This is a genomic window from Mesorhizobium sp. C277A (genome assembly GCF_040324395.1).
GTDB lineage: Bacteria > Pseudomonadota > Alphaproteobacteria > Rhizobiales > Rhizobiaceae > Mesorhizobium.
Genome location: NZ_JAMYVW010000004.1, coordinates 91707 through 117888, shown reverse-complemented (window position 1 = coordinate 117888; position 26182 = coordinate 91707). Strand labels below are relative to the sequence as shown.

Annotated in this window: 21 protein-coding genes and 2 pseudogenes; all 23 read right to left on the bottom strand. The window is 60.8% G+C overall.

Annotated elements, in window-relative coordinates:
• Positions 1-66: 66 nt before the first annotated feature.
• Positions 67-909: a 2OG-Fe(II)-dependent halogenase WelO5 family protein gene (locus NKK52_RS30185; protein ID WP_031204260.1), complete on the bottom strand. Its 843-nt coding sequence runs from the start codon at positions 907-909 to the stop codon at positions 67-69.
• The gene (ectB, locus tag NKK52_RS30180; RefSeq protein WP_023684959.1) at positions 899-2158 is read right to left on the bottom strand and encodes a diaminobutyrate--2-oxoglutarate transaminase; all 1260 of its coding nucleotides are present in this window, start codon (positions 2156-2158) and stop codon (positions 899-901) included. The genes NKK52_RS30185 and ectB overlap by 11 nt, the downstream gene beginning before the upstream one ends.
• Before the next feature lie 736 nt (positions 2159-2894).
• Positions 2895-3740, bottom strand: a complete 846-nt coding sequence (locus NKK52_RS30175; RefSeq protein WP_084634021.1) for a radical SAM/SPASM domain-containing protein — start codon at positions 3738-3740, stop codon at positions 2895-2897.
• Between the two features lie 305 nt (positions 3741-4045).
• A pseudogene (locus NKK52_RS30170) lies at positions 4046-4647 on the bottom strand (pyridoxal-phosphate dependent enzyme).
• A 326-nt stretch (positions 4648-4973) separates the two neighbouring features.
• Positions 4974-5282, bottom strand: coding sequence for an exopolysaccharide production repressor protein (locus NKK52_RS30165; protein ID WP_245263142.1), 309 nt, complete (start codon positions 5280-5282; stop codon positions 4974-4976).
• A gap of 40 nt (positions 5283-5322) precedes the next feature.
• On the bottom strand, positions 5323-5640 hold the full coding sequence (gene fdxB, locus NKK52_RS30160; RefSeq protein ID WP_023684965.1) for a ferredoxin III, nif-specific: 318 nt from the start codon (positions 5638-5640) through the stop codon (positions 5323-5325).
• 242 nt (positions 5641-5882) lie between these two features.
• A pseudogene (locus tag NKK52_RS30155) lies at positions 5883-6328 on the bottom strand (DUF269 domain-containing protein).
• 206 nt (positions 6329-6534) lie between these two features.
• Complete coding sequence (locus NKK52_RS30150) at positions 6535-7704, bottom strand: TlpA disulfide reductase family protein (protein WP_031204262.1); 1170 nt, start codon at positions 7702-7704, stop codon at positions 6535-6537.
• Positions 7705-9018: 1314 nt separating this feature from the next.
• A complete protein-coding gene (locus NKK52_RS30145) occupies positions 9019-9660 on the bottom strand; it encodes a universal stress protein (protein WP_023684969.1) in 642 nt (213 codons plus the stop codon).
• Between the two features lie 338 nt (positions 9661-9998).
• Positions 9999-10778 carry a response regulator transcription factor gene (locus tag NKK52_RS30140; RefSeq protein ID WP_023684970.1) on the bottom strand — a complete coding sequence of 260 codons (780 nt, stop codon included), beginning with the start codon at positions 10776-10778 and terminating at the stop codon, positions 9999-10001.
• Positions 10779-10805: 27 nt separating this feature from the next.
• Positions 10806-11285 carry a NifX-associated nitrogen fixation protein gene (locus NKK52_RS30135; RefSeq protein WP_023684971.1) on the bottom strand — a complete coding sequence of 160 codons (480 nt, stop codon included), beginning with the start codon at positions 11283-11285 and terminating at the stop codon, positions 10806-10808.
• Between the two features lie 17 nt (positions 11286-11302).
• Positions 11303-11800, bottom strand: coding sequence for a nitrogen fixation protein NifX (nifX, locus tag NKK52_RS30130; protein ID WP_031204265.1), 498 nt, complete (start codon positions 11798-11800; stop codon positions 11303-11305).
• Positions 11766-13148: a nitrogenase iron-molybdenum cofactor biosynthesis protein NifN gene (gene nifN, locus NKK52_RS30125; RefSeq protein ID WP_023684973.1), complete on the bottom strand. Its 1383-nt coding sequence runs from the start codon at positions 13146-13148 to the stop codon at positions 11766-11768. The genes nifX and nifN overlap by 35 nt, the downstream gene beginning before the upstream one ends.
• 9 nt (positions 13149-13157) lie before the next feature.
• Positions 13158-14648 carry a nitrogenase iron-molybdenum cofactor biosynthesis protein NifE gene (nifE, locus tag NKK52_RS30120; RefSeq protein ID WP_031204266.1) on the bottom strand — a complete coding sequence of 497 codons (1491 nt, stop codon included), beginning with the start codon at positions 14646-14648 and terminating at the stop codon, positions 13158-13160.
• A 56-nt stretch (positions 14649-14704) separates the two neighbouring features.
• Complete coding sequence (nifK, locus tag NKK52_RS30115; RefSeq protein WP_023684975.1) at positions 14705-16246, bottom strand: nitrogenase molybdenum-iron protein subunit beta; 1542 nt, start codon at positions 16244-16246, stop codon at positions 14705-14707.
• Between the two features lie 122 nt (positions 16247-16368).
• Positions 16369-17871 (bottom strand): nitrogenase molybdenum-iron protein alpha chain, encoded by a 1503-nt coding sequence (gene nifD, locus NKK52_RS30110; RefSeq protein ID WP_023684976.1) that lies wholly within the window; start codon positions 17869-17871, stop codon positions 16369-16371.
• Between the two features lie 98 nt (positions 17872-17969).
• Positions 17970-18863, bottom strand: coding sequence for a nitrogenase iron protein (gene nifH, locus NKK52_RS30105; protein ID WP_023706403.1), 894 nt, complete (start codon positions 18861-18863; stop codon positions 17970-17972).
• Positions 18864-19302: 439 nt separating this feature from the next.
• A complete protein-coding gene (locus NKK52_RS30100; RefSeq protein WP_031204269.1) occupies positions 19303-20559 on the bottom strand; it encodes a type II toxin-antitoxin system HipA family toxin in 1257 nt (418 codons plus the stop codon).
• Positions 20534-20860: a helix-turn-helix domain-containing protein gene (locus tag NKK52_RS30095; protein WP_023684978.1), complete on the bottom strand. Its 327-nt coding sequence runs from the start codon at positions 20858-20860 to the stop codon at positions 20534-20536. Before NKK52_RS30095 ends, NKK52_RS30100 begins: the two co-directional genes overlap by 26 nt.
• 576 nt (positions 20861-21436) lie before the next feature.
• On the bottom strand, positions 21437-22540 hold the full coding sequence (gene fni, locus NKK52_RS30090) for a type 2 isopentenyl-diphosphate Delta-isomerase (RefSeq protein ID WP_502903011.1): 1104 nt from the start codon (positions 22538-22540) through the stop codon (positions 21437-21439).
• 28 nt (positions 22541-22568) lie between these two features.
• Positions 22569-23471 carry a terpene synthase family protein gene (locus NKK52_RS30085; RefSeq protein ID WP_023684981.1) on the bottom strand — a complete coding sequence of 301 codons (903 nt, stop codon included), beginning with the start codon at positions 23469-23471 and terminating at the stop codon, positions 22569-22571.
• Entirely contained in the window at positions 23468-25018 is a 1551-nt protein-coding gene (locus NKK52_RS30080) for a hypothetical protein (protein WP_023684982.1), read from the bottom strand. The genes NKK52_RS30085 and NKK52_RS30080 overlap by 4 nt, the downstream gene beginning before the upstream one ends.
• A gap of 146 nt (positions 25019-25164) precedes the next feature.
• Entirely contained in the window at positions 25165-26157 is a 993-nt protein-coding gene (locus tag NKK52_RS30075) for a polyprenyl synthetase family protein (RefSeq protein WP_031204273.1), read from the bottom strand.
• Positions 26158-26182 lie beyond the last annotated feature (25 nt).

The window sequence follows — 26182 nt, the reverse complement described above, 5'->3', positions numbered from 1 at the left end:
TTAATGCGGCCGATGCTGGTTATTGTAGTGCCAGCGGAAGGCGGTCTGTCACTGCGACATCCAACTTCAGGTCCACCAGAGAACAAGATCCGGGCGAGCAAAACCGAAAAAGCTGTTCAGCACCAGGCGACGCTTTCCGTTGCCCGATTGACCGGTGACCCCGTGAACGAAACCGCCGTCGATCAGGCCGATATCCCCCGCCCTGAGCTGGAAATCGCGGCAAGGGACGCCCTCGAGATAGGCTGCCGAATAGGGGTAGCCCGTAGTCTCCACACCTTGCGACTTTCGGTCGGTGACCGTCGGCTTGTGGCTCCAGAGCCGCAGATTGCCACCTTCCTCGGGCATGCTGGGATAGAAGTTGAGTGCTGCGACGGTGTTGTGCGCCACCGCAGAAAGCTCGTAATCGTTCCCAGCACATAACACTTGAGCGACGTCGTCGTGGGGGTCCAAGGAGAATGTTCCGCTGCCAGACCAACTGAGAGCGCGACAAACATTAGCCTGACCGTGCTCCGAACGGGCCAGCCGCAATTCAATGCCCAGTTTGCGAAGCTCGCGCTTCAACGCGTCGAACAATGCTCGGACCGGATCAACCAGATTCTCAAAAAGGGCGTCGATATACGGTCGCGAAGTTTCCGCCTCTGCGAAATAGGTCGCCGCATCCTTCCTGTAGTGGGATGCGCCGACATATTGTCCGGGGACGCCATCCCTACGCTCCTTGAGACCGGGACTGCCACTGAAGTTCGCGGTGATCTCCTCGGCTATTTCGGTGCTGAACGCTTGCCTGATGTGCAGGGCGGTTATCTCACCTTTCAGGACTGAGATGATGTCCGCAGTGCTGATCAAGCCGGTTCGTTCTCTGATCGCAACAGGCGAGGTGGCTGGGGCTTGGGATACCTGGTTAGTGTTCATTGACTTGCTCCTTTAGTGCGTGACCAAGGATGGCGATGCCATGATCGAGTTCGTCATCGGTGATGGTTATCGGTGGGAGGACTTTGATGACGTCGCGATTTGGTCCTGAAGATTCGATCAGCAGGCCATTTTCGAATGCGACATCGTGCACACGGCCGACAACGGCCTGTGAACGGCATTTCAGACCGGCCATCAGACCACGGCCGCGCTTTTGTTCGACGCACGTGGGAAATTTGGCAACAAGGCTGTCCAGGTGTCTTTGCAGTTTGGCGGCTGTCCCCTGAACGCCTGCAGTGAACTGCGTGTCGGACCACAGTTTGCACATCGCCCCTGCAGTCACGAAGGCGAGATTGTTGCCCCTGAAGGTCCCGCTATGTTCTCCGGGATTCCAAATGTCCAGGTCGGGGCGAATCAGAACGATGGAGAACGGACTGCCTGATCCGCTTAGGGACTTTGAAAGGCAGACGATGTCGGGATCAATATCCGCGAACTCGAATGAGAAGAACTCGCCCGTTCGTCCCGCACCCGCCTGGATGTCGTCGACGATCATAACAACACCGTGCTTGCGGCAAATGCGCTGAATTTCTGTGAGCCAAGCAGCAGATGCAGTGTTCAAGCCGCCTTCTGCCTGAATGGTCTCCAGAATGATTGCGGCCGGCTTTTCTATGCCGCTCCCTGCGTCGCCCAAAACGAAGTCGATGTAGCTAGCGGAATCGAAAGCTTTGCTCGGATATCCATCGTAAGGGACACGGATGACATCGTGGCGAGCAACGCCGCCCAGTTCCCTGGTTGACGCCGACCCCGACACCGCCAGAGAGCCAAGCGACATGCCGTGGAACGCATTTGTGAAGGCCATGACGCTTGAGCGGCCGGTATATTTTCGCGCCAGGGCCAGTGCCGCTTCGTTAGCGTTTGTGCCGGTCGGGCCAGGAAATTGTATTTTGTATGAAAGGCCTCTAGGCTTCAGGATCGAATCCACAAACACTTCAATGAATTCACGCTTTGCCACCGTATACATATCGAGCGATAGAAGGATGTTCTCACCAACCAGGTATTCGATTGCTGGCGCAATAATATTTTGGTTGTTGTGTCCGTAATTGAGGGCGCCGGAACCTACGAGGAAATCGATATATGGTTTGCCGGCCTCGTCCCAGATTGTCGCCCCAAGGGCTTTCGTAAAGACTGTGGGAAACGACCGCGCGTAGCGACGAACGTTAGACTCATAAGTCGTGAAAACGTCGGTGTTCATTTCATAGTGCCTCTTTGTAGGCGTTGCGTGCAGCCAGAGATTGATTAAATGCGTTTCGTTGGTCGCGCTCGTTCTTCAGTTTCACAAGAATATCAGAACGGCCCCGAAGGAACTTTGGAAGGTCGTGACGTCCCAGGAATCTTTTTATAATGCCGACACGCTCCTCAAAAGTTCCGCAACAAAATAGAGCCGTGAATCGCGCGGCAGCTCACTGCTGCACTGACGCACTTCGGAACCTCGACGGTATTCATGTTTCTCTCCATGGCGCTATCTCTCGTCTACGCGTTGGACGAACTCAGTCTAGAGTTTTGGAGCAGGCGGCGATACTACGGCATCTGGTAGTTGACTTATCCGCTCATCGCCCGCGAAAGCGCCTACCCACCAATCTAGGCTTAGCGCTGGCGGCGCTTCATGTGCGACAGCGCTTCTGCCATTCAGCAGCATGTTAAGGTGTTGCAGGCCTTCGGCAGCAACACGAACCGTCGTGCCCGGCCGGTAGTGTAGCTCGGCGGTAGCTAAGCCGCTAGCGAGCGCGCCCTCAACAGCGCTGTAGCGAGCGAGCGACGTAGCCGCGCTGGTGCTGGGAGATGCGACCACAGGATCTGTCGAAGCCGCGTAAAAATAGGGGACTACTCCATCGACCGGATTTACGCGAGGCAATGGAGGCGGCCTGCCTTGTGCAGTCTCAAGAGGATCGACATTCGTTCGGGTTTTCAGGCGGTTTGCCGACCTCCAGTCAGCATGCGGACGCCTTTGGATGGGCATATTCGCACATCCTACAAAGCAGAAAGCCATCCGTCCCATCCATGCGGTCGATGATTTGGCTAAAAACTGGCCCTTCAAAAAGATCTGCGTATTCGTCGCGCAGAAGATTGCCCAATACGTGTCGCCGTTCAAAATCCATGCAGCAGAGCGTAACGTCACCGTTTGGGAGAAGAACATTTCGATACTGCCGTCCGTCAACGCATGTCAGCGCGTCGACGACTGGCTGCCGTGGTTCGACGACCTTCGGATTGACGCTTCCACCCCTGCTGCTCAGAGGCCGCGCGCGAACTAGCGCTTCGGCGGGGATTATCCCGGCGATATCCGGATGGACCTCGCCCAGGACTATAAACCGAATCGAGGCGATGTCTGTGTCGACCACTTCACGAATCAAAGCGAGATACTTGTCTCCGACAAGACGGCTATTCATGTATGCGCCATCATCGAGAACATGGACCACGAATACCCTTGAGCGCAGCGCTTGCAAGCGGTGTAGATCCCGCCCCTTCATTCCTACAAGCGTCGTGAAAATCCGGATGCTATGGCCTCTGGCGTAAGCGTGCTCGACCATTTCGGTGCAATCGGGATTGAGCCAAGGCTCGGAGTATCCGGCGAAACTAATGTCAACGGAAGTTGGTACGCGCGCCAGACATCGCTTGAAGTCTTCAAGACGAAGATGCTTCACATGAGAAACCGCCCTTTGCCGACGGGCGAACTTGTCCTGCGGACAGTAAGAACATCCGACGATGCAGCCGGTGGTCGTCGTTATTTCTAACACCCTGCCGCCCGGAATGGCAGAGCCCAGTTCCTGTAAGATCACCGTATATTCCTCCACTCTTCTGGCGCACTTGGCCAATCCTGAACTTTCACATGCAACAGCTTAGTTGCTTCAATTGATATAAGTTGTTTCTCTATGCACATCTAATTACTTATCTTAGGGTCTCGGGTCTATCGCCTTAATCTAATATTCCACGATCATACTCTCAGCGAACTGATTTCCTCATCAGTCCGCTTCGCGTGAGCGGCTAATTAACCGCCGGCTCCCTGGGTTTGCTGGGCGGCCCTCGAACCAACTTTGGGCACATCGCCGGCACGCAGGACGGCGAAATCGCAATGTGTCGAGCGTCAGCCGTTGCGGAAGGTGAACTGTAACCGTTAATGGCCGGCCCGCCGCCGAGGTGCGGGTAGAGCACCCTCGATCCCTCTGGAAAGAAGCCTTTCTGGACGAGGTCGATCATCCCTTGCATGAGCATGCCGGCATGCGTCGAGCCCGTGACCGTGCAAACGACAATGTAGTCGAAGGCAAACCCAAGCTGTTTCAGCTGGGCGCGCACCTCCTTCGCGAACCCGACGTACCCAAGCCGGCCATATTTGTGAACTGAGGCCCCGGCCGGTATCGCGTAGGGCCTGCCGCCCCTTGACTTGACCTCATTGAGCGCCTGTTCCCAACTACGGCGGATGCCGATATCGAAGCCCTCGTCGACAAGGCGCACTTCTGCTGCCATGATCCGACTCAAGAGAATGTTGCCGACCCGGTCGTAGATGGCGTCCTCATGTGGCACCCAGCTCTCTTGACCAGGAGACATTTCATGCCGATTTTGGCGACGACCGCGGCGACCATCCGCGTGTGGTTGGACTGCACGCCGCCGATGCTTGGAGATGCGGTCGAGCTTCTCAGTGGGCGTGGGCCCAAAGGTGAGCGGATAACGTTCGAACTTTTCCAGCATGTTCTCTCCGGCAACACGCGATGGAGCTGAATTGGCCATGCATGAGTCATTCTAGAGGTGTCTTTGGTTTGAGGTCATCTGCGTTATCCGGCGCCGAAGAGTCCCATTACTATTTCCAGGGTCATTGAGAGTTGCAACCGCACGCCGGCGTACTGCGAGAGGGCTACGATGGTATGGCATTCAAGAACTGCATCTCGTGGAATACTAGAATGACCGGATTGCGGTCGCCAATCGACTTCTCACGCAAAGTAGCCTTCGAATATCTGCTCAATATTACGGTTGGTCCAAAGCGGTGCCAGCTTGAGCACCGACCTTGTCATGGCACCTCAAGGCAGCAGCGATATGGCTAGCATTTGATCGCGCTGGAGCAAATCTGCGGAATCATTCGTCACCTCATCAAGGTCTGGCGGCTCGGATCCAACTTCCTTGCAACTGCCGAAATGCTCAGCCCTTTGGCCAACTCGGCTATCGCAGCCAGACCGCCAGATCAGAAAGAGCACGCTTGCGAAATACGCCAGCTGAAGGAGCAGGGAACAAGCCAGGGTCGTGACGACTACTGTGCCGATTGAACGAGATGCGAAGTAGACAGTCAGTGCGGTGCTGCACAGCACCACCCCCAGGACTCGACAAAACATTCTAAAGGGCACGCCGTTCTCCTGGCTTTGTCTCCTCAGATCACGCTGCGACCTGATCGGCCGCAACATGGGTCTGGGAGTTCTTCGGGCAGACGCGGGCGCAGGCCCCGCAGCCAATGCAGCGGCCAGCATAATCGACGACCATGATCATGCGATTGAGCTCGCCATCGAAATCGTCGTCTTCGCCGTGGCAGGCGCCGAGGATTTCACCCGCTTCATCGACGCCGTGAAGATGCATGACCTCGCGAGAGCAGACTTTGAAACAGCGGCCGCAGCCGATGCAGGTCGTGACGTCTATAGTGGTGAGATATTCCGGCACCCATCCGGAGCCGTCGCGGGTGATAAATGAGTTCGTCATCGTAACTTCTTCATTTCAGCGAGCGCTCTCTTGGCACCATCCAACTCGGCAAAAACCGCCGACGTTTCCTGAGCAACTTCCTCTATCTCAGTCCATTTCCGGGAGATCCTCTGCAAGGTCGCAATTGCATCTTGGCAACTGCCGCGCGCAGCTGAAGCCTTCGGATTTTCTTCCCCATCTCGTCTAGCTTTGACATAAATCCTTCCTCGAAATCGGTTTCTTCACGCCCGTGCCACGTCGGGCTATGCTTCGATGGCTGAAGTCGAATCGTCGACCAGTTTCGTACCGGCCTCCGCGATCTTCCTGAACGTCTCGAAGCCGAACCCATGGACGTCTGAACAGAAAGACGAGTTGCCCGACCATGAAAAGCACGGCCCGAAGTCCTTACGGTTTCATCTCCACGATTGGCGATGTCACCGGGCGGAGACGCTCCGCAATCGCAAGCCCGACGACGGTGTAAAACAAATCGAGCCTCGACAGCACGTCCGGATCGGGGTAGCCCATGCCACGGATCGCTTGGCGCTTTTCTGGTGATGATGAAGTCGGCCAGCAGCGTGGCGTCAGATTTGCCTTCCCATAAGCAGTAGGACTCCTGAGCACGGATCATCCGCACCAGGCATTTGACGAACGGGGTGGCAAGGGCCGCCTCGTCCTCGTTGACAGCCGGGCTGACCGCGGCATCAGACATTTCGCCTTTTGCTCATTTCAGTCCTCTTCCTCGAAGCACGATGTCTTTTTTCTGGGGCGCCTACTTCGGGCACACTTGCGCAGCCGAGGCCATGAAGATTCGAGCCTCGATCCTGCTGCAAACGATGGACCAAGTGCTGCATGGACCTCCTTCCTGCGGTCACGCCAGGGAAATGGACGAATTGAGGAGTAAGCCATTTCGACCAATTACCCTTTTTTATCTTTCTTCCTCGGCCGACCGCGATTTGGCACCCTCGGGAAACTGTTTTGCGGAGCCGCAAAGAGAGCGCCGCAACAAGCCTTCGCACCCCTGTACCTTGCGAGGGCCTGCAGCAAATCCGGCAGATGCTGCTCTTTCAATTCGGCTGGGATAGGCTCCGCACCGTCCAGCGACGTCAGTGCCAGTTCGACCAACTCGATCGCGCGATCATCGTTGCCGTTCTCGTGATAGTACCGGGCGACCGCGGGATAGGACCGGAACTTAGGACTGTCGCCTTGCGGGGGATTCAGCGCCAGGATGTGTTCGGACAGCTCCTTGCCCATCGCGAAGCGCTCAGCAGGGGGAAGCCGCGAATGGTCATTGGCCGGATGGAAAAGTTGGTCTAGCGCCGAAACCATCCAATCCTCGGTATTTTTGTCGATCGCGTCGCGAACCAATTGCCGCATCACGGGCAAGCCGGTCCACATGTCTTGGATTTTGTGAAGCAACAGATGCGCATGAGCCAGGCGCAAATTGAGGTCGTCCGGCATCAAGGCAATGCCCTCTTCGATAGCCCAGAGCGCCGTCTTCCAATCTTCCAACTTCACCGCCGCCCAGAACCTGTCATCGATCGGCTTCTTCAACGATTGTCCGCGCGCCAGGGGTTCGCTTGTTGCGATCCGCTCCTGATCGGCCGCTTTCGCTTTGGTGCTGGTACCCCAAATGCCGTTGAGCACTTTCGGCAAAACCTCACCGAGTTGGCTCAGATGACCGATAAAGGCGATGCAGCCGTCTCGGTCGACTACGAACGAGGTCGGAACCCCGACGCAAAAGCTGGGTTCCCTCCAAAGCTTCTTCATTTCGCCTGTGAAGTCGAACGCAATCCGATGATTCAGATCCGGGCACTTTTCGGCCAACCACGCATCCAACTTGGTCCGGGCCTCGACGGCCGTTGGAGCTTCTTCATCAGCCGCGATCCCGAGCACCTCAAGTCCGCTGTCCTTGTATTTCTCCTGTAGCTGCATAAGCTCGAGCATCTCCGCCGCACATAGTTCGCACCAAGTTGCCCAAAATTCGACGATATAGACTTTGCCGGGCTGGAAGTCCGCAACGGGCTCGCCACGCAGCCAGTCCTCCACTTTGATCGAAGGAGCCGGCGACCCCATCCGCAACATCATCTTGCCCTCCAAAAAAAGCTGTTGCCAAAGGTTGCGTGACCTATGCGCAAGCTTGTTCCTCTTTGCGACGGGGCACGAGGGTTCAACGAAGAGAGACCATCGCTCGTCTTGCGCATCTGCGTGCAGTCAGCCTTCACTGCTTCACTCAGTGTTCTCAACTCAATTCGCAAAGGCCGTGCCAACGCGCTCATCGTGCGGTAAACGCTTGATTATACTTTAAAAAGTTGCGAGGCGCTCCAAGATAGCCGGTTGTATTGGACGCGACATGTTTTCTGCCATTGTCAGGTCTTGCACACGCATCACCCGCTTCGGTCGGCACAGAAGCGTGGCCAGGGACGTCTCGACATAGGGATGAACAGATGGACATCATAACTGCGTTGGCTAGCGCCAGCCACGTCATCATCGTCCGCCTCAAGCCTTGCTTGAGCTTCTTGCCTCGGTCGCTCAGCGGAACGCCATTGCGATTGCAGGGGCCGCTCCCTCCAAGCATCGCCTCTGCCCTACCTCTTCCGCTTTGCGCTTTCCTGGCTCGCAACGCCGAAGTTTCACGAGGAAGCCGGTCATGTCCGGCTGCGGGTCGCGAATAACGCCAGATTGACGATGATGATCGTGGCGAAGAGAGCCGAGATGTGTGTCGGCATGTGCCAGGCCAGTGAACTCTCCCGGCTTGCTGCTTTTTTTGTTCTATATCCCCGTGCACAGGTCCAACAGGGACCGCCTGTTGCGAATGTGAGCGTTGTGGGAATTGACCGGCCTCAAGGCCGCTCGGTCGCCACGCGGTGCGCCGGGCAGACTGAAAACGCCGAAGATGCGGCGCCCTCGCCGCTGACCCGGCTACCCTCACAGGCGATGACACGTGATTGCTGCCATCGTTCGCGCCGAGGCCGGCAAGAGCCCGACCGTCGGACTCGAAGGTCGGTGCCTTGGCCGCTGCACGTCGTTGCCATGTTCCGTTCCCGGCCGGTGGCGAAGGAAATCGTGATAACGCCAATCCGATGAGGCTTACGGTCCGAACGCGGCCTGCCGCGCTGAAACGACTCTCTTTCTCGACCTGCCGCCGACCCGAATATCGGTGTTTTGAGGCATTGAGGACGCCTGGGCCTCGGCCCGGCCGTCGGTCTGCGCGTTACGCGACGAGCAGACCCCGAGCGCGCGTTAGAGGCGTCCGGGGAATGTCTTCGCGACGGCGCTTCCAAGTTGCTCATGAGCTTCGCGAAACCTGCTCGTTTGCGGCGACCTTCCTCCGACTTGGTATCAGGGTAGGTGACCAGCGGAGTAGAGCTTTGAACAGCATCGGTGCTACTTCAGAACCCGTCAGCGGGCCAAAAACAGCGGCAAAGGCGTGCCAACTATCCATCTTATCACGCTACCGGAGAGCCGCCCGCGCAACCAGCGGCTGCCATAAGCGCCCATGACGATCACGTCGGCAGACGTGTCGATTGCATGCTGCGCTAGCACCGTGGCCACCGGTTTGCCGCGGCTCGCCAGCCGGTCGACCCCAACCCGAGCACCGTGCCGAGTGAGATAGGCAGCGATGTCGGCTCCCGGCTCGGCGCCGTGTCCCGTGCAGGTCGCCTCCGGATCGACGACTGCGACACGAACTTCCTCAGCACCGGCTAGCAGATGCAGCGCTTCTCGAATCGAACGAGACGCCCCGACTCGCGAATCCCAGCCGACCAGCACGCGCCGTGGAGACAGAGTCGCCTCAGCGCCCTCCGGTACGACAAGCACCGGCTTTCCGCTGTCGAACAAGCTGCCGTTGATAACAAGGGGTCCGAGACTAGTCTCGTTGAGAAGTGCGGGGCCGACGATTGTCAGGTCGGTGCAGAGCGCCCGCTGTCGCACCGCGTCACCGACGCCAGCCTTGTCGCAGTGTTCGGTGTCGACATCATAGCACCGCCACGTGGCTCTCAGCACTTTGTGAATTTCCCTCAATGTCTTTTCCAGGTTGGCCATGTCCTGTGAAAATTGCTCCCGTGCGGTAATGTGGTGTGCGCGATGTCTAGACCACTCGGGGATGCCACCGCCCAAGGGCGGAGGGGACCCAATAACCGGAGGCGACATCAGGAGCGGCGGAGGCGATATAATTAGTACGGAAAGATACGCGCCGACCTCGGCGCACAAGCGAGCAGCTATTGCGACGTCCTGATCGGAATGGTCAGCTCCCGTCACACTGAGTATTTTCTTGAAGGCCATCTGATTGTCCCCCTGAGATGTCGCGCCCGTAGCGCGTTTCGAACCGCAAGACTTGCCTTCCAACAAAGATGGAGAGTGGCACACCGTCCGTTCGCGATTCAGTCGTCCAGCTTCTCGAGCGAGTAGCCCGCAGACCTGACAGTATGAATAACGCTACCTGGCGAGGCCGCCTTCAGCGCCTTTCTGATCCGGCTGATATGGACGTCGACAGTGCGTTCACCGACGTGGATATTGTCCGGCCAGGCCGCGTCGATCAGTTCGTCTCGGCTGAAGACCTTGCCGGGAGCCTCAAGAAATTGGCGCAGCAGGTTGAATTCGAGAGGTCCGAGATGGATGTAGTGGCCGTTACCTCGAACCCGGTGAGCATCGAGCTTCATCTCAAGGCTGCCGCAACAGAGCCAGCTGCCGTTTTTTATCCAGTTTGAACCCGGCTGTGGCAGCGCCAATTTCGTGCGTAGACAGTCAAGCAGCTTGGCCGGTGCGAAGGGCCGCACAAAGCTCTCGTCAACACCTGCCTTCAAGAGATCGAGGTGCTGGTTCTCGGCGCCGGGCGCGATCAACGCAATGACAGGCAGGCGGCCGGTCCGGGGCTCCCCCTTGAACCGGGCGCAGATTGTGGAGCCTGCCGCGCTTCCTGGCCCGCAGTCCAGCACGACCGCGTGGAGCTCCCGTTGATCGGCCAATGCAAGTGCTTCCTTCACGCCGCCTGCCGGCTCACTCGTGAAGCCGTCCACCCCCAGAATGTGGCTGAGGAACAGATACAACTCCGCATCTTGCGAACAGATCAGTACCACCGGCTTCATCAGCGCTACCCCAAGAACCACATCGGCCTCGACCGCCTCGATTGAGAGGGCTCGCATGTCCTCAAGGCCTGACATGATCCCCTCGACCGAAAATCGGTTCCATCACGCCCGCGCCACCTCGGGATAAGCCTCAATGGCTGCGGTGGCATCGCCGGCCAGTTGGGTACCGGCCGCAGCGAGTTTCCAGAACGTCTCGAAGCCGAACCGATGGACGTCGCGCAGGGTCTTGGATAGAACGACCAGTCGCCCGGCCGTGAAGAGCACGCGCCCGAAGCCCTCGTGGCTTATCTCCATCATCGGCGATGCCATCAGGCCGGAGCGTTCCTCAATCGCAAGCCCGACGGCGGTGTAGAACTTATCGAGCCTCCACAGCACGTCCGGATCGGGATCGCCGATGATTGGAATTGCACGGCGCTGTTCCCTGTTGATGATGAAGTCGCCCAGCAGCTCGGCGTCCGATTTGCCTTCCCATGACCCGTGGGAATCATTGGCACGAATCAGCCGCACGAGGCATTTGACGAACGGGGTGGCAAGGGCCGCCTCGTCCTCGGTGGCGGCAGGGCTAACAGCAGCTTCAAACATTTCGCCCACTCCTCATTTCAGCTTTCGTCCTCGAAGGAGGGTTTCTGTTCAGCGACACCTGCCTGCGCCAGGACCTTGCGCAGCCAAGGAGGAGGACACGTCCTGAGCATCATCTGCGTGCGCAACAGCACCTCTTGGATGGTCTGGGGCTGCGGCACTTTGATCGGATGGATCTTTGCGGAAACAAGTTTGGCTGCCGAAGGTCCACCGATCGCCAGACAAAACAGGAGATGGCAGCCCTTCATCGCCTCCACCTTCGGGGTGATGCGGTCATCGCCCTCAGTTCGATGCTTCCCGCTCTCGTCGGAAACGTCATCGAAGGCCACGGCTTCCACGAGATTCCACTCCTCGCGCATCACGTCGTAGACAGCAAAGCGCCTGGCCGATCCGAAATGGGCGTTGAGGTTCTTCATGTCCTGCGTGGCGATCGCCACGCGCAATGCGCCCGCTTGGCGTTCCGGCGTCGGTACGTGAACCTCGTCAGTGACGAGCGAGAGGCGACGGACGGAGTTCATCTGGCATTTCTCGCTTACGGAGTGGATCAAGCGCCTCAGGCGTCGGCGCTCGCCCGTTGGCTTCGAAAATGTTGGCAACCTCGAAGATCAGGTCGCGGGTCCCCTGGTAGAGGATTGTGAGCTTGTGCTGGGCCCCGAGCCGGTCGAAGATCGGGAAGCCGACCCGCATGAGCGGAATGCCGAGGCGCTGCGCCGCGTGGCGGCCGTGGGAATGAGTAACGAGAAGATCAGCGCCGGCGCCAAGCGCTTCCAAATCGCCGAGATCGCCGATTTGAACCGACTGCGCCGGCATTTCCTCCAGAATTTTCGACATAGCGGCCGTTGTGACCGCCGCCGCGATTTCGGAGCCCATGCCGATGAAGAAGCTCGCGAGTTGGTAGAGTTGGTCTGGTTCAGCAGCGATCGCAATTTTCTTGCCTCCAAAGTGGAAATGTCCATCGAGCAACGCGTCCTGCAACTGCGACCGCTGACGGCGCACCCCAGACGGCGCCGCCGCGCCCGAAACCGTAGACAGCAGCGAGACGAACCGGTCGGCGTCTCTCAATCCAGTCAGTGACCGGAACAGTACGTATGGCACGCCGGTCAACGTATGCAGCACCTCGGCCGGGCGGCGCATATGCTCACCGATGACGATACATTGCTCGGCCGCGCCAAGCTCGCGGATATCCTCGACGCTGGTGCCGCCATAGGTGGTCGTGACCCAACGGTCGGGCACCGTACCGTCGAGCGAGCCGGAGACGTCCGGCAAAATCACCGGCTTCAGTCCAAAGCTCTCAACCATCTCGCGCACATGCTCGATGTCAGCCACAGTGAGGTTCCAGCCAGGCAGGATCACGATCTTCTTCGATTTCCGCGCCTGCTCGCCGGGCCGTGTAATCCCTTCGATCATTGCGGTGACAGCTTTGGCCCAGCCCTCTTCGATCGCACCATCGAAATCTGGCGTGTTGGCCAGCACCACCTCAGTACCCGCGAGTTCTTCCGCGCGCTTCAGCCTGATATTGGCGATATCTCCTGCGCAGTCTTCGCCCCGGGTTTCCACCAGCGCGGTCGTGCAAACCCCGATCAGCGTTGGCTTTGTGCGGGCCTTGAGGTTGAGGATCGCCTCTTCCAGATGGTCTGCCCCGCCGAGGATCGTCGCCACCTCGTCCATCGCGGTTGTCTGCAAGGGAATGGCTTCCTTGAAATGTCGCACGAAGAGCACGAGCGCGAAGCTGGTGCACCCTTGGCTGCCGTGGAACAACGGCATCGCGCCGTCGACGCCAAGAAAGGCCAAGGCGGCACCGAGCGGCTGCGATGACTTCAGCGGATTGACCGCCGCCGCTTTGGTCTGGGGAAGGATGCGAACCATCTGCTTTCCTCAACACTCGCCGAAATCGTCGGCCGTCGTGCCGGCGAATTCCTGGACAGCATGCAAGGTCCCGGTCTCGCTTTTCGTGCTCGGCCGTTCCTCCCTCACCGCAGGCTGGCAATCCCATGGTGCCGGCTCCCGCACCTGCCCCCAGATCGGGTTGTGAATGACGATGTCGATCTGGCGTACGAGTTCCACCATGCCGTCATAGCCGGCGTAAGGGTGTTGGCGCTCCTGGTTGATATCGAGCCAGGGTGTCTTGGCCTTCAGCGCGATGAATTGCGTGCGCCCGCCCGACAGCAGGATATCGGCCTTGTGTTCGGAGAGCATGGCGTAAAGCTCGCGCGCTGCCATCTGCTCGAATATATGGTTGTCGTCCTTGAGGATCTGCTTGATCCGCTCCTTGTCTTCGACGGTCGACTTCTTGACAGAGGTGCCGACGATCTCGATCCCGATCTCCATCAGCGCATGGACGACCGACCAGGACTTCACGCCGCCGGTGTTGAGCAGCACGCGCTTGCCTGCGAGCCTCGGCCGGTAGGCCGCTAGCTTCTTCCAGGCGATCGCCTCTTCCTCTGCAATCAATACCTCGGTGCGGCCGAGGATCTCCGGATCAGCACCCTGCTTCACGAGCAGCTCAGCTATGTTCCGGAGTGCATCCGAGGTATCGGTGATGCCGTAGAAGGAGCCCTCGAAAAACGGGATGCCCCAGCGCTCGTCCATCTTGCGGGCGAGATTGATGAGCGCAGTGGAGCACACCATCATAGCCGCCCGAGCGCGGTGCGCGCAGGCAATGTCGAAGTAACGCGCGTCACCCGGAATGCAGGCGCGCACCCGGATCCCGAGCCGATCCAGCAGCGCCTTCACCAGCCAGAATTCGCCTGAGAGGTTGAATTCGCCAAGGATGTTGATGTCGTAAGGGCCGGGATCGTCGGGCTCGGCCGTGCCGATGACATGCTCGAGCAACGCCTCGCCGGCAAGCCTGTTGCCAAGATTCTTGGAGCCGACGAAGCCCGGCGCGTTGACCGGTACAACGGCCAAGCCGAACTTTTCCGCCGCGCGCTGGCAGACGGCCTCTATGTCGTCGCCGATCAGCGCCGTCACGCACGTCGGATAGACGAATATCGCCGGCGGCCCATACGCTTCCTTGATCTCGCGGATCGCTTTGAAAAGCTTCCGCTCGCCCCGCCCCATCACAACATCGAGTTCGGTGAGGTCGGTCGTGAAGCTTGTGCGCCACAGCGTTGGCCCGGACGAAGCCGCACCGCGGTTGTCCCAGGAATTGCCCTCGCAGGCGAGCGGCCCATGGACCAAGTGTGCGGCGTCGGTGATCGGCTGCAGCACGATCTTGGCGCCATCGAAGGCACAGCCACCGGCCGCCGCTCCGGGGGTCAGCGGCTTGGAACAGCCCTTTTTGCGCGCCTTGGCATCCTTGCCGCGGTTCTGCTCGCAGCCAGGCTCGTTGAAGACATCCTGGATTTTGGCTCTGAGCAAGGACATTGCGTCGGTCTCCAAAGTCCCTCGGGAAGACGGCCGGCCAAAGCCGACCGTCAAGCTTAGCGGGTGAGGTCATACGAATAGTCCGTCACGCCCGTCTCGCTTGTCTCGCGATCGAGCTTGTCGAAGATCTTGTCGAGGATCGTCGTCAGCACGCGCAACCCGCCTTGGTAGCCCATCAGCGCAAACCGATGGTGATGGTGGCGATCGAAGATCGGAAACGTCAGCCGGATCAGCGGCGTGCCCGTGTCGCGCTCCAGATATTTGCCATAGGAGCTGCCGATCAGCAGGTCCACCGGCTCGGTGAAGAGCAGCGAGCGCAACGCCCACAGATCCTTGCCCGCCCAGACTTGAGCACCCTTGCCGAAGGGCGATGATGCAAGCAGCTCCTTCAACTCCGCGTGCCACGCCGAGGTGCCGTTGGTGGCTAGGCAATGGGTCGGCTCGCCGCCCGTTTCCATGATGAAGCGGGCCATGCCGTAGACAAAGTCTGGATCGCCGTAGATGGCGTATTTCTTACCGTGCAGCCAGGATTGGCTGTCCGCCATGGCGTCAACAAGTCGGCCGCGCTCCAGGCGGATTGCCTCCGGGATTTGCTTGCCGGAAATCGCGGAGACTTCCACGAGGAAGTCGTCGGTTGCCTGGACTCCGAGCGGGTAATGGAACGAGGCCGTCGCCTGCCCCACCCCCTCGCAATACTCCAGTGTTTTTCGGGTGTTGTAATGCTGTAGCGAAAGTGTCGCCTCGGCGTTGAGTGCCTTTCTCACGTCTTCGATCTTCGTGCCGCCGTCATACATGCGGTATTCGCCGTCCGACGGCGTGTCGAACTGGTCAGAGGCGTCTTGGATGAAGGTATAGGACACACCTACCAGATCGAGCAGGCGTTTGAGTTCCCGGTTGTTGCCGACACAGAACCCGTCGAAGCCCGGAATGATGTTGATGGTCCCCTCGGCTTCTGTTCGTTCCTCGCCCTTCCAGAAATGCTCCAAAATACCCTTGAGCGTGACGTCGTAGCCATCGACATGACTGCCGACGAAGGCCGGCGTATGGGCGAAGGGGACGTCGAAGTCGCGCGGGACCGAGCCTTCGTCCTTGGCGTTCTCGATGAAGCTGTGCAGGTCATCGCCAATGACCTCCGCCATACAAGTGGTCGAGACGGCGATCATCTTCGGGTCGTAGAGTTGGTACGTGTTGGCGAGCCCGTCGACCAGGTTCTTCAGGCCGCCGAACACTGCCGCGTCCTCGGTCATCGAGGAGGAAACCGCCGAAGCAGGCTCCTTGAAATGGCGCGACAGGTGCGAGCGGTAATAGGCGACGCAGCCCTGGCTGCCGTGGACGAAGGACATGGTTCGCTCGAAGCCTGCGGCCGCGAACACTGCGCCGAGCGGCTGGCAGGCCTTGGCGGGGTTCACGACAAGCGCTTCGCGAGCAAGGTTCTTTTCGCGGTATTCCCACGTCTTGGTGAATTCGCCTTGGTCGGTAACGATCTGGTCCGGGTGCGGACATTCGAAATTCAGCCTCTTCTCGGCGAGCATCTGCCTGTATTCCGGCTCGCGGAACAAGGGCGCGTGGTCGAGAACTTTTTCAGCCGACTGCGGCATGGGTGGTTACCTCTTTCCATCTGGCCCGCCATACGCGGCACAGGGACGTCGAAAGTTTCAGGTCTCCCGCGGACAAGCGGCCACAGGCGTTCGCGGCCTCCCGGCTTCGGGAAGCCAGGGTTTCATTCGGCTGCGATCGCCGCCGACGGCTCGGCTTTTTTCTTCCAGGGGGCGTCGTAGAGATTCCAGACAGGGTTGTTGATGGCCAGGTCCATATCGCGCGCGAAGATGGCGAAGCCGTCGTAGCCATGATACGGGCCGGAATAATCCCAGGAATGCATTTGACGGAACGGTATGCCCATCTTCTGGACCGGGTACTTTTCTTTGATGCCGGAGCCCACGAGATCGGGACGGATCCCCTCGATGAACTTCTCCAGCTCGTAACCAGTTACGTCGTCATAGATCAGCGTGCCCTTTTTCACGTAGTGGCCGGTGCGCTGATAGTCGTCGTTATGGCCAAATTCATAGCCAGTGCCGACGATCACCATGCCCAGGTCCTCATATGCGGTGACGACGTGACGGGGGCGCAGCCCGCCGACATAGAGCATCACCGTCCTGCCTTCGAGGCGCGGCCGGTACTTGGCTATGACCGCCTCGACCAGCGGCCGGTATTTGGCGATGACCGCCTCGGCCTTTGCCTCGATTTCCGGCCCGAAGTGCTTGGCTATCTTGCGCAGAGAGGCTTCGGTCTGGGAGGGCCCGAAGAAATTGTACTCCATCCAGGCGATGCCATACTTTTCCTCCATGTGCCGGCAGATGTAGTTCATCGACCTATAGCAATGGATGAGATTGAGTTTCGCCTTTGGCGCTCGCTCTATTTCGGCCAGCGTAGCGTCGCCCGACCAGTTGCCGACCACGCGCAAACCCATCTCCTCGAGCAGGATGCGCGAAGCCCAGGCGTCGCCGCCGATATTGTAGTCGCCGACCACATTGACATCGTACGGGCCGGCCTCGAACTCGAGGTCCTTCTTCTCGAACACCCAGTCGCGGATCGCGTCGTTCGCGATGTGGTGGCCGAGGGATTGCGAGACGCCGCGGAAGCCCTCGCAGCGCACCGGCACGATTGTCTTTTCGTGCTCCTTGGCCTTATTGCGGGACACAGCTTCAGTGTCGTCGCCAATCAGGCCAATCGGGCATTCGGATTGCACAGTCATCCCCTTGTTCAGCGGAAACAGTTCCTCGATCTCGTCGATGATCCGTTCGAGCTTCTTGTCGCCGCCGAAAACAATATCCTTCTCCTGGAAATCGGAGGTGAACTGCATCGTGACGAACGTATCGATGCCGGTTGTGCCGACGTAGTAGTTGCGGCGCTGAGACCAGGAATATTGCCCGCAGCCGACCGGGCCGTGCGAGATATGGACCATATCCTTGACTGGACCCCACACCACGCCTTTCGAGCCGGCATAGGCGCAGCCGCGAATTGTCATCACGCCGGGGATGGACTTGATGTTCGATTTGACCTCGCATTCGGAAAGGACCTCGCTTTCCTCGCCAGCCTCGTCGCCGCTTTTTGCGACGCTGAGGTGCTTTTTGCGGCGCTTCGCCGACTTGTCAGGATATTGCGACAGCACTTCCTCGATAAGCCTCGCATGGAGGCCACCGTCATTCTCGTATTCCAGGCTCATGGGACCCCTTTCAAGGTTCAGGGTGACGCCTCACCGACGAGGCGCCGTTCTTTGAAAGACGCACCAGATCAGGCGGCGCCTCGTGTCGGCAGCGGTCGCTACTGTGCGGCCGCCTTAGCCGCTTCCTTGACCTGAAGCTCGGCAAGCATCTGCTCGTCCGTCTTCATGATGCCGAAGTCGAGCAGCATGTCCTCGAGCTCCTCCATGGTGATCGGGGTGGGGATGGTGCCCTGGCCCGAATTCCCATGGATCTTCTCGGCCAGCGCCCTGTATTCCCCGGCCTGCTTGGAGTCCGGCGCATACTGGATCACAGACATCTTCCTGAGCTCGGCGTGCTGGACGATGTTGTCGCGCGGCACGAAGTGGATAAGTTTGGAATTGAGCCTGGAAGCAAGCGCCTCGGCGAGGTCGAGCTCGCGGTCGGTTTGGCGCTCGTTGCAGATCAGGCCGCCGAGCCGCACGCCGCCCGAATGGGCGTATTTCAGGATACCCTTGGCGATGTTGTTGGCGGCATAGAGCGCCATCATCTCGCCGGACATGACGATATAGATCTCCTGGGCCTTGTTCTCGCGGATCGGCATCGCGAAACCGCCACACACCACATCCCCGAGCACGTCGTAGGAGACATAGTCGACGTCGTCGTAGGCGCCGTTCTCCTCGAGGAAGTTGATCGAGGTGATCACGCCGCGGCCGGCGCAGCCGACACCCGGCTCGGGTCCGCCCGACTCCACGCATTTGATGCCTTTGTACCCGACCTTGAGCACGTCCGCGAGTTCCAGGTCTTCCACCGAACCTTCCTCTGCTGCGAGATGCAGGACCGTATCCTGCGCCTTCGCGTTCAGGATCAGGCGGGTGGAGTCGGCTTTGGGGTCGCAGCCGACGATGAGGATTCTCTGCCCGAGGTCGACAAGTGCGGCGAGCGTATTTTGGGAGGTGGTGGACTTGCCGATGCCGCCCTTGCCGTAAAAGGCGATCTGACGCAAACCTGACATGTAGCTTTCCTTCCTTCGTTCCATTCATCGCGGCTGCCGCGACATGAATGCCGGTCGGGCAGCTGTAGCCGCCTCGCACCTAAGGATCTCAAGACTCGTGCCAACATGGCTGATCCAACCGAAGAATAATTTGATGGTTGCTTTTCAGGGGGTTAGCTTGAGTTCCAAGAAAGGATCGTCGAAACAGCCCGTGTAGCGGACGCGACATTGGCGACACAAAGCGTCGGATCGCGATCCTCAGCCACCGCATTCGTTTGAACCGCACCCTCTGCGGGATGCTGCGAACTCTTCTGTGCCCACGAGCTGACGTGCTTGCTCAACGCGTGTCCAAGTGGACACTCGCCGACTTTGCGCGCGATCCTAGCATACCACCGATCCACGGCCACTCATCCGGGGCCACGGGCGAATAGTTCCGCTATATCAACCCGAGGGACTCGGTTTACTTCTCGGCGCAGGAGTTCAGTATCGGCGTCATCGCCTTCACATGTCCGTCGATCCGCTCGAGCACTTTCGCTGCGACAAGGTCGCGCTCAGGCAGATGCCACCAGTGTTCGTTGACGAGTTTGACTGTCTCGACCACTGCCTTCAGGACTGCTGGCTCCGGAAGCCGTGCACGGTTCGCAAATGCTTTCCATCGCGGTGCTGCTAGCGCCTTGAACGAGCGCTCTCCTCCAAGCGACAGCGCCATGGCGTCGGCGGGAATATATGGCACGGTGGATAGGAGGTCGTAGATTGGTGCAAGCGCCGGCTTGTCGCCCTTACCGGGATAGATCAAAGACCAGTTCTTCAGGTGCATGTCGCCGTTGCCGGTGATGACGATCAGTGCCAGGCGGCGGACGAACTCGAGAGCCGCCGTAAGCGAGACGGCCACGCCAAGAGCCAAGGCTATGTCATGATAAGCAGCTCCCTCATATTTGCGCGAGGGGTAGACACCGAAGACCTGAGCGAAATCCTCGATGTGTATCCTCTCGCCACCGGCGCCGCGATCGAAGCGTTTGACGAGAAGGACCTTGCCGTCAGACAGCGTGTTGAATTCTTCTGGAACGCTCTCAAAATCGGACTTCTCGACCAGTTCGCATTCAGGAACGTCCATGCCGATTGCTGCTGCCAGCGCCAGGTTGGCGAATTCGTTCTCGGAAACGCCCGGAAAGGCCGTCGAAGGGAACTTGGCAATGTACCGGCCCTGCTCGTCGTCCATCGGCAAGGTAAGGCCGCCGCCTTTTCCAATGTTCTTCATGACCGACAGCTTCATCTGCACGCCGGCAAGCGAGAACCGTGCCTTGGGCTGATCCTTTGAAGCATCCTGCGAAACCGCTATCGCGCCGTCACTGGGCAACGCCCGTACGGCTCCCGGCAGATCGGCGCCTAGTGCCGCTAAAAGATCGAAGTCATTGCCTGGCCGCACATTGCCTTCGTGGTGCCTTTCCATCGCCTCGCGCAATTTCTCCTCCGGCAGGAGGTTCGCGAAGAAAGCGGGCAAGGCGCTTGCCAGAGGCTTCGGATCTTTCCGCAATCCTCCCGTCGCTGCCCGGAACGACAGGCTGAGAACCGGAAAGCCGCCCGTCGCGCGGTAGGCCTCATCGAAGTTAAATGCATTGAAATCGCCCGGCGTCCTGACGATTGTGCCGATCTTCACTGCGTTCAAGAGCACGTCCAGCGACGGGATCGTCTTAGGTGCGCGAAAGACTGGGGCCATGATCGTCATCGTCAGGTTGAGAAACAAAGGCGGGTCGATCGTTATCATCATGCGGACGCAATAGAGCCTGGACAGCCGGCACCATGACTTGCGGAACCAGCATCATTTCCAGACCGAGCGCGCGAGCGATATTCATGAGCGTCGTTGCACGCGCGGCCGCGGCTCCCTTTTCGATGTCGCGATATCGGGGACGGGATATACCCGCCAAGCCAGCGACCTGCTCCTGCGTCATGGCAGCGGCCAGCCTCGCCTGCCTGAAAAACCCACCGATTTCGCGCAGAATTTCCGATTGAGAGTCCATATGATACGTAAACGATCCATTCCAATGCTAGATGATATGGCAGAGTACCTTATCCAGCGATCGAGTCAACACGTCATGATCTGTTCGCGTATCATGCATCAGCTCTATGATATGAAAAGAGATCAACTGTCCTGCATTTGGCGCCGCCGGACGATGGCGCCGTCGAAACGGACGCCCGATCAGCGCTCCGAAATCATCGGAACGTTAAATCAGGCGGTCCGGCAGCTGAAATCGCGCTCGTCTCTTCTCGTTCATACAGCCGGCCGCGCTGACTGGGTCAATGTGATCGCCACTCCTTGATGGCAATGGCTTTGTACCACTGCTCCTACCGGTCTCCCGCCGCACCTGGTGTTCCGACCCTTTTAGGGGCTCATCTTCGGCGTGACCGGTCACCCTGATCGAGCATCGAGATAGCCGTCGAATACGCTTACTCGCGGCTGTCCATATGGCGGAACGCGTCCTTGATCACGAAGCAGCACCCGAAAAACCCGGCGACCAGCGCGAATGGCCCGGCGGTCCGCGATCTTCTCACTCAGTAAGACTAGCGCCCGCCGCACCGTACGGGCGCCGCCGGCATCAACCGGAGGGCAGATGCGCCCAGGGCAACAAGCGCGCCTGACGCAACGCCGCCAGATCAGCCGAGCCGGTGCAGAAGCAGGCGACGGCCAACTGGCGGATGACGATCTCGAAATGCGCGACAACCGCCTCGGTGGATACCGTAGCCGCGCGCAGCACGCCGGCTGCCTGCCCGGCGATGTCCGCGCCCAGGCGGATAGCCTTGGCCACGTCGACGCCGTCGCTGACCCCGCCCGACGCGATCAGCTTCACCGCTGGCAGCGCCCGACGTACCGCCTGCACGCTGGCCGGGGTCGGGATCCCCCAATCGGCGAACGCCATCGCAACTGTACGGTCGGCGGCATCGGGGGCCCGCTCGCCCTCCACCGCGGCCCAACTGGTGCCGCCGGCGCCGGCGACATCGATCACCGCCACGCCCGCCTGAACGAGCGCACAAGCCACCGAGGCAGAGAGGCCCGACCCCACTTCCTTGGCCACGATCGGCACGCCGACGCTGCGTGCGGCGCGAGCGATCTGGGCCAGGACGCCGCGCCAGTCGCGGTCGCCCTCCGGCTGTACCGCTTCCTGCAGCGGATTGAGATGGACGATGAGTCCATCGGCCTCTAGTGCATCCACCGCCCGGCGCGCCAGGTCCAGGCCGTCGGCCTCACGCAGTTGCGCGGCGCCGATATTGGCCAGCAAGGGAACGTCTGGGGCCTGGCGGCGGAGCGCGCGCGTCAGCCCCTGGGAGTTGCGGGACTGTAGGCTCACGCGCTGCGAACCGACGCACATGGCGATCCCCAAGGCTTGCGCTGCCTCGCTCAGATGGCGGTTAATGGCCTCGGCGCGTGGCATGCCGCCAGTCATGGAGCTGATCAGCAGAGGCGCGCGCATGGTCTTGCCCAGCAGCGAGGCGCTCAGGTCGATTTGCGTCAGGTCCAACTCGGGCAATGCGCAGTGTTCGAAACGGATGTACTCCCAGCCGGCGGCCTTGGCCCGTGCCGTTCGCCGATTCAGCACTATGTCCAGATGGTCGTCCTTGCGCCGGCTCAAGTTGGTGTCGCTGATGCTCGCTCCATCCGCGTCATCGGGCGACGGCGTTGCGTCGGGTCGGACCGACGGCAGCGCGCGCACGCCGCCATTTTCCGCTGGTTCAGGCCGGCGCACGCTGGGCTGCCCCCGCAGGGTCGCTGCGGTAGCGACTGTTTGAGGTCTGGTAGTACTGCACGCGGACGGCCGCCATGGCTTCGATCAGCGGTCCCCACGGCGGGGGAAAGCGTTCTTGCGCCATCACCCGGTGCAGCATGCGTGTGTGGCCGGCCAGCTCGTCCTTGAGGAACTCCACGACAGGCATGGCCGGATAGCGCTGCAGCAGCAGGATCGCCGCGTTGTCGGCCTCGCCGGCCGACCTATCCTTTTCGCGTCCATGCAGATCGTTCTGCAGGCGCCCTATCGCAGAGATGAGCCGCAGGACCTGGCGGAACGCCGGACGCGCGCGCAAGGTCGCCATGTCCAGCCCCCACAGCAACGACAGGCAACAGAACACGTTCGTGTAGGCGATCGAATCGATGCCGTTGTGCAAGTACTCGGCGTAGGACCATCGCTCCGCCCCTGCCGCCTGCGCGTGTCCGGCTTGCAGCGCCGCGCAGTAGCACCGGGTATCGTCGAGAAGCTGAGCATAGTCGCGACGATCGTAGGCGAGCGCGGCCAGCGAAGCGCGCAGCACAGCACAGCCCTCGAATCCGGGGAGCGCGCACGGCACGCCCCGCCCCAGCGCCTGCTCCACCGCGGCGAGCTGCTCCGGCGCGATCAGGCCAAGGTCGTTGCAATCGTCCAGCCAGAACAGCAGCGCCAGTTCGCGATAGAACGCCATGATCAGCGTTTCGTCCAGCGGATCGCGGCCGGTGCGGGCGCTGGTGTCGCGCAGGCTCGGATGGATGCGCTGCAGGATGTACTGGCCGCCCCGGACTGCTTCCACGCCATGCTCGTCGGCGAACCCGGTCAGGGAACGCCCCCACTCTAGCACCTGCTGCAGCGCGCGATCGGTCGGGATCATGGCCCGGCTCCTGCTCCCTTGGCCGAGACGCGCCGCCCCCAACGAAGCGCCAGCCACAACCCGGCGAGTTCGGCCACGCGCACCACACGGGTGGGGCAATACAGTTCCTTGCCGATCCACAGCGGTGTCTGAGGCAGTGCGTGCGCTGCGTGGCGGGCGAGCATCCACTTCAGCGCGCGCGCCACCGCCTGCGCGATGCGCCGTCGCCCTGCCGGCTCTTCGGTCCCGTCTATCACGTGCAACGCGAACAGCGCATAGGCGGTTTCCTCGAATGTGGACGCGCGACCGGCGCCCCAGCCGCCGTCGTCGCGCTGCGCCTGCAGCAGCGCTGCCAGCGCGCGCTCGTCGCGCCACTGGGGCTTGCCTTGCGCCAGCGCAGCGACCGCATGCGCGGTGGGATACAGCCACGAAACGTGCCATTTTTCGTTCTCCCATAGACCGTGCGGGTTGCGATTGGCCTCGACGTAGGCGCTGGTGCCGGCGGCGGGTTTTCCCAACATTCGCAACGCATGCAGGGCATGGATGTTGGTCGACACCGAGGCATTGCGCTCGCCGGGGAAGGTGACGAACAGCTCGCCGGTTTCGAAATGGCGCAATGCATCGACCGCCGGGTCGCGGCCTGCAAGGCGAAGGACGCACAACGCAACGGCGGTGTCGTCCGCATCGGCCGCGAAGTGCAAGGCCGGGCCCAGACCGCGCACGCCGAGGCGGGCTTCGAGCTGCGCGATGATCACTTGCACCGCCTCGGCGAGCGCGGGATGCGCGAACAGACCGGCCAGATGCAGGGTGTACAGCGACCAGCATGGCTCGAACACATTGATCGGCCAGACGTTGGGAACGACACCTTCGATGCCGGTGCGCGTTGCCCGCGATGCCGCCTGCAGATACCCGTCGGTGCGCCCGACCTGCGGCGTTCTTCCCTGTGTCACGGCGTGCGCACGCCACGCGGCGGTGGCCGCCGGACTGATGCCGATGCTGCCGTCGTCGTCCGGGCATGCGGTGGCCGGCGACGCGCCCCAGGCTTCCCAGGAGTGCAGCAACGGATGGCCGCTCGGCAAGGTCGCCACAGCCCCCAGCTTGACCAGGCGTGCTTGCCGCAACGGCAACAGCGCCGGGTGGCGCGGAAACGCCAAGGCGCCCAGCAAGGATGCGGCCTCGTCGCACAACTGCGGCAGGATCAGCTCCGCGCCGATGGGCGCGTCTTCCGGCACCGCATGCGCGTAGGGATCGGGCTGGCGCTCGAGGAACCGGATTGCAGCCTGGACTGCGTCGGCGGCGCCGGGAAGAGGATCGGCACGCTGCAATGCCAGCAGCGCCGCCCAGGTGGGCGCATGGCGAAACAGCGGGAAGTCCGCACCTCCCCATCCGCCATCGGCCTGTTGCTGCGCGAAGAGCCACGCGTATGCGTCGTGCCGACCGGTGACGTTGCCGTCGAACTGCAGAGCTCGCGCCGTGTCGTATACGGACGGACCGACGCTGCCGCCGTCGCTCATCTCGCTCAGCAGGTGACGCAATTCGGAAAGGATCTGTTCGGACAGCGCGTTCACGCGGGATGTTCCTTCTGCAGAGGGCTAACGAGAACAGAAACGGGCAGACGTCGCGCACGCCGCCGCCGACGCGGGCACAGTGCAGCATGCAGCGCCCGCCGGCCGATCGCACCAGCACAGGGGCGAGTCCTTACGGATGGGCGCGCTCATGCGTATGGCGCGGACAGATAGACGTTGGCCCGCTGCAGCATCTGCGCCAACCCTTCCGCACGCGGCCCCAGAGGGGCGATGGCCTCCCCGGCGTCGTGCAACAAGTACAGGGCGAACTGGCGCGCAGCCTGCAGCCCCATGATCGACGCGCAGGTCGGCTTCTGCGCCGCCGCGTCCTTGCCGGGGGTCTTGCCAAGAGTCGCGGTATCCGCCGTCGCGTCGAGAATGTCGTCGGCCACCTGCAACGCCAAGCCATAACATGCGGTGTAGCGATCGAGCGCACTGTACAGCGCAGAGTGCGCGGCATTCTCCGCGATGGAGTATAGCGCGCCCATGCGAACCGACGCGCGCACTAGCGCTCCGGTTTTCATCCGGTGCATCCCCAGGACCCTGTCCAGCCCGGCGTGCTTTCCGACCAGCGACAGATCCATGGCCTGCCCGCCTGCGGCACCCTCGGCGGACACCGCATGCGCCAGTTCGCGCACGAGCGCTATACGATTGTCGCCCGGCGCATCCAGGCTCGCCAGCGTCAGGAAGGCGTGGGCCTGCAGCGCATCGCCGACCAGGATCGCAGTGGCTTCGCCGAACTTTACGTGCACGGTCGGAAGGCCGCGGCGAAGCACGTCGTCGTCCATCGCGGGCAGGTCGTCGTGGACCAGGGTACAGGCGTGCATCATCTCGATGGCGGCGCCGACGTCGTCGAGCATGTGCGCCGGCGTGCCCGCCAGTGCGCCGGCAGCCAGACAGAGCAAGGCTCTGGTGCGCTTCCCGCCATGCAAGGTGGCGTAGCGCATGGCTGCCATCAGCTCTGTCTTACCGTCGTCTTCGGCGCAGAGCAGACGCGCCAGCGCCTGTTCGACCCGCTTTGCGCCGTCCTGCATCCAGATCTCCGGGACCAGCCCGCCGGATGCGCCACGCGCCTGCGCGCCCAACCCGCCGAATGCGGAAACGCCAGTTCGGTCGTCGTGTATTGTGGAACCGGTTTGCATGTTGTTCATGTCCTTGTAGCTGAGA

What these genes read in the sequence shown, in the direction of transcription:
- NKK52_RS30185 (WP_031204260.1), bottom strand. Translation starts at nt 909, where the DNA reads ATGAACACTAACCAGGTATCCCAAGCCCCAGCCACCTCGCCTGTTGCG.
- ectB (WP_023684959.1), bottom strand. Translation starts at nt 2,158, where the DNA reads ATGAACACCGACGTTTTCACGACTTATGAGTCTAACGTTCGTCGCTAC.
- NKK52_RS30165 (WP_245263142.1), bottom strand. Translation starts at nt 5,282, where the DNA reads ATGTTTTGTCGAGTCCTGGGGGTGGTGCTGTGCAGCACCGCACTGACT.
- fdxB (WP_023684965.1), bottom strand. Translation starts at nt 5,640, where the DNA reads ATGACGAACTCATTTATCACCCGCGACGGCTCCGGATGGGTGCCGGAA.
- NKK52_RS30150 (WP_031204262.1), bottom strand. Translation starts at nt 7,704, where the DNA reads ATGATGTTGCGGATGGGGTCGCCGGCTCCTTCGATCAAAGTGGAGGAC.
- NKK52_RS30145 (WP_023684969.1), bottom strand. Translation starts at nt 9,660, where the DNA reads ATGGCCAACCTGGAAAAGACATTGAGGGAAATTCACAAAGTGCTGAGA.
- NKK52_RS30140 (WP_023684970.1), bottom strand. Translation starts at nt 10,778, where the DNA reads ATGTCAGGCCTTGAGGACATGCGAGCCCTCTCAATCGAGGCGGTCGAG.
- NKK52_RS30135 (WP_023684971.1), bottom strand. Translation starts at nt 11,285, where the DNA reads ATGTTTGAAGCTGCTGTTAGCCCTGCCGCCACCGAGGACGAGGCGGCC.
- nifX (WP_031204265.1), bottom strand. Translation starts at nt 11,800, where the DNA reads ATGAACTCCGTCCGTCGCCTCTCGCTCGTCACTGACGAGGTTCACGTA.
- nifN (WP_023684973.1), bottom strand. Translation starts at nt 13,148, where the DNA reads ATGGTTCGCATCCTTCCCCAGACCAAAGCGGCGGCGGTCAATCCGCTG.
- nifE (WP_031204266.1), bottom strand. Translation starts at nt 14,648, where the DNA reads ATGTCCTTGCTCAGAGCCAAAATCCAGGATGTCTTCAACGAGCCTGGC.
- nifK (WP_023684975.1), bottom strand. Translation starts at nt 16,246, where the DNA reads ATGCCGCAGTCGGCTGAAAAAGTTCTCGACCACGCGCCCTTGTTCCGC.
- nifD (WP_023684976.1), bottom strand. Translation starts at nt 17,871, where the DNA reads ATGAGCCTGGAATACGAGAATGACGGTGGCCTCCATGCGAGGCTTATC.
- nifH (WP_023706403.1), bottom strand. Translation starts at nt 18,863, where the DNA reads ATGTCAGGTTTGCGTCAGATCGCCTTTTACGGCAAGGGCGGCATCGGC.
- NKK52_RS30100 (WP_031204269.1), bottom strand. Translation starts at nt 20,559, where the DNA reads ATGGCCCCAGTCTTTCGCGCACCTAAGACGATCCCGTCGCTGGACGTG.
- NKK52_RS30095 (WP_023684978.1), bottom strand. Translation starts at nt 20,860, where the DNA reads ATGGACTCTCAATCGGAAATTCTGCGCGAAATCGGTGGGTTTTTCAGG.
- NKK52_RS30085 (WP_023684981.1), bottom strand. Translation starts at nt 23,471, where the DNA reads ATGATCCCGACCGATCGCGCGCTGCAGCAGGTGCTAGAGTGGGGGCGT.
- NKK52_RS30075 (WP_031204273.1), bottom strand. Translation starts at nt 26,157, where the DNA reads ATGCAAACCGGTTCCACAATACACGACGACCGAACTGGCGTTTCCGCA.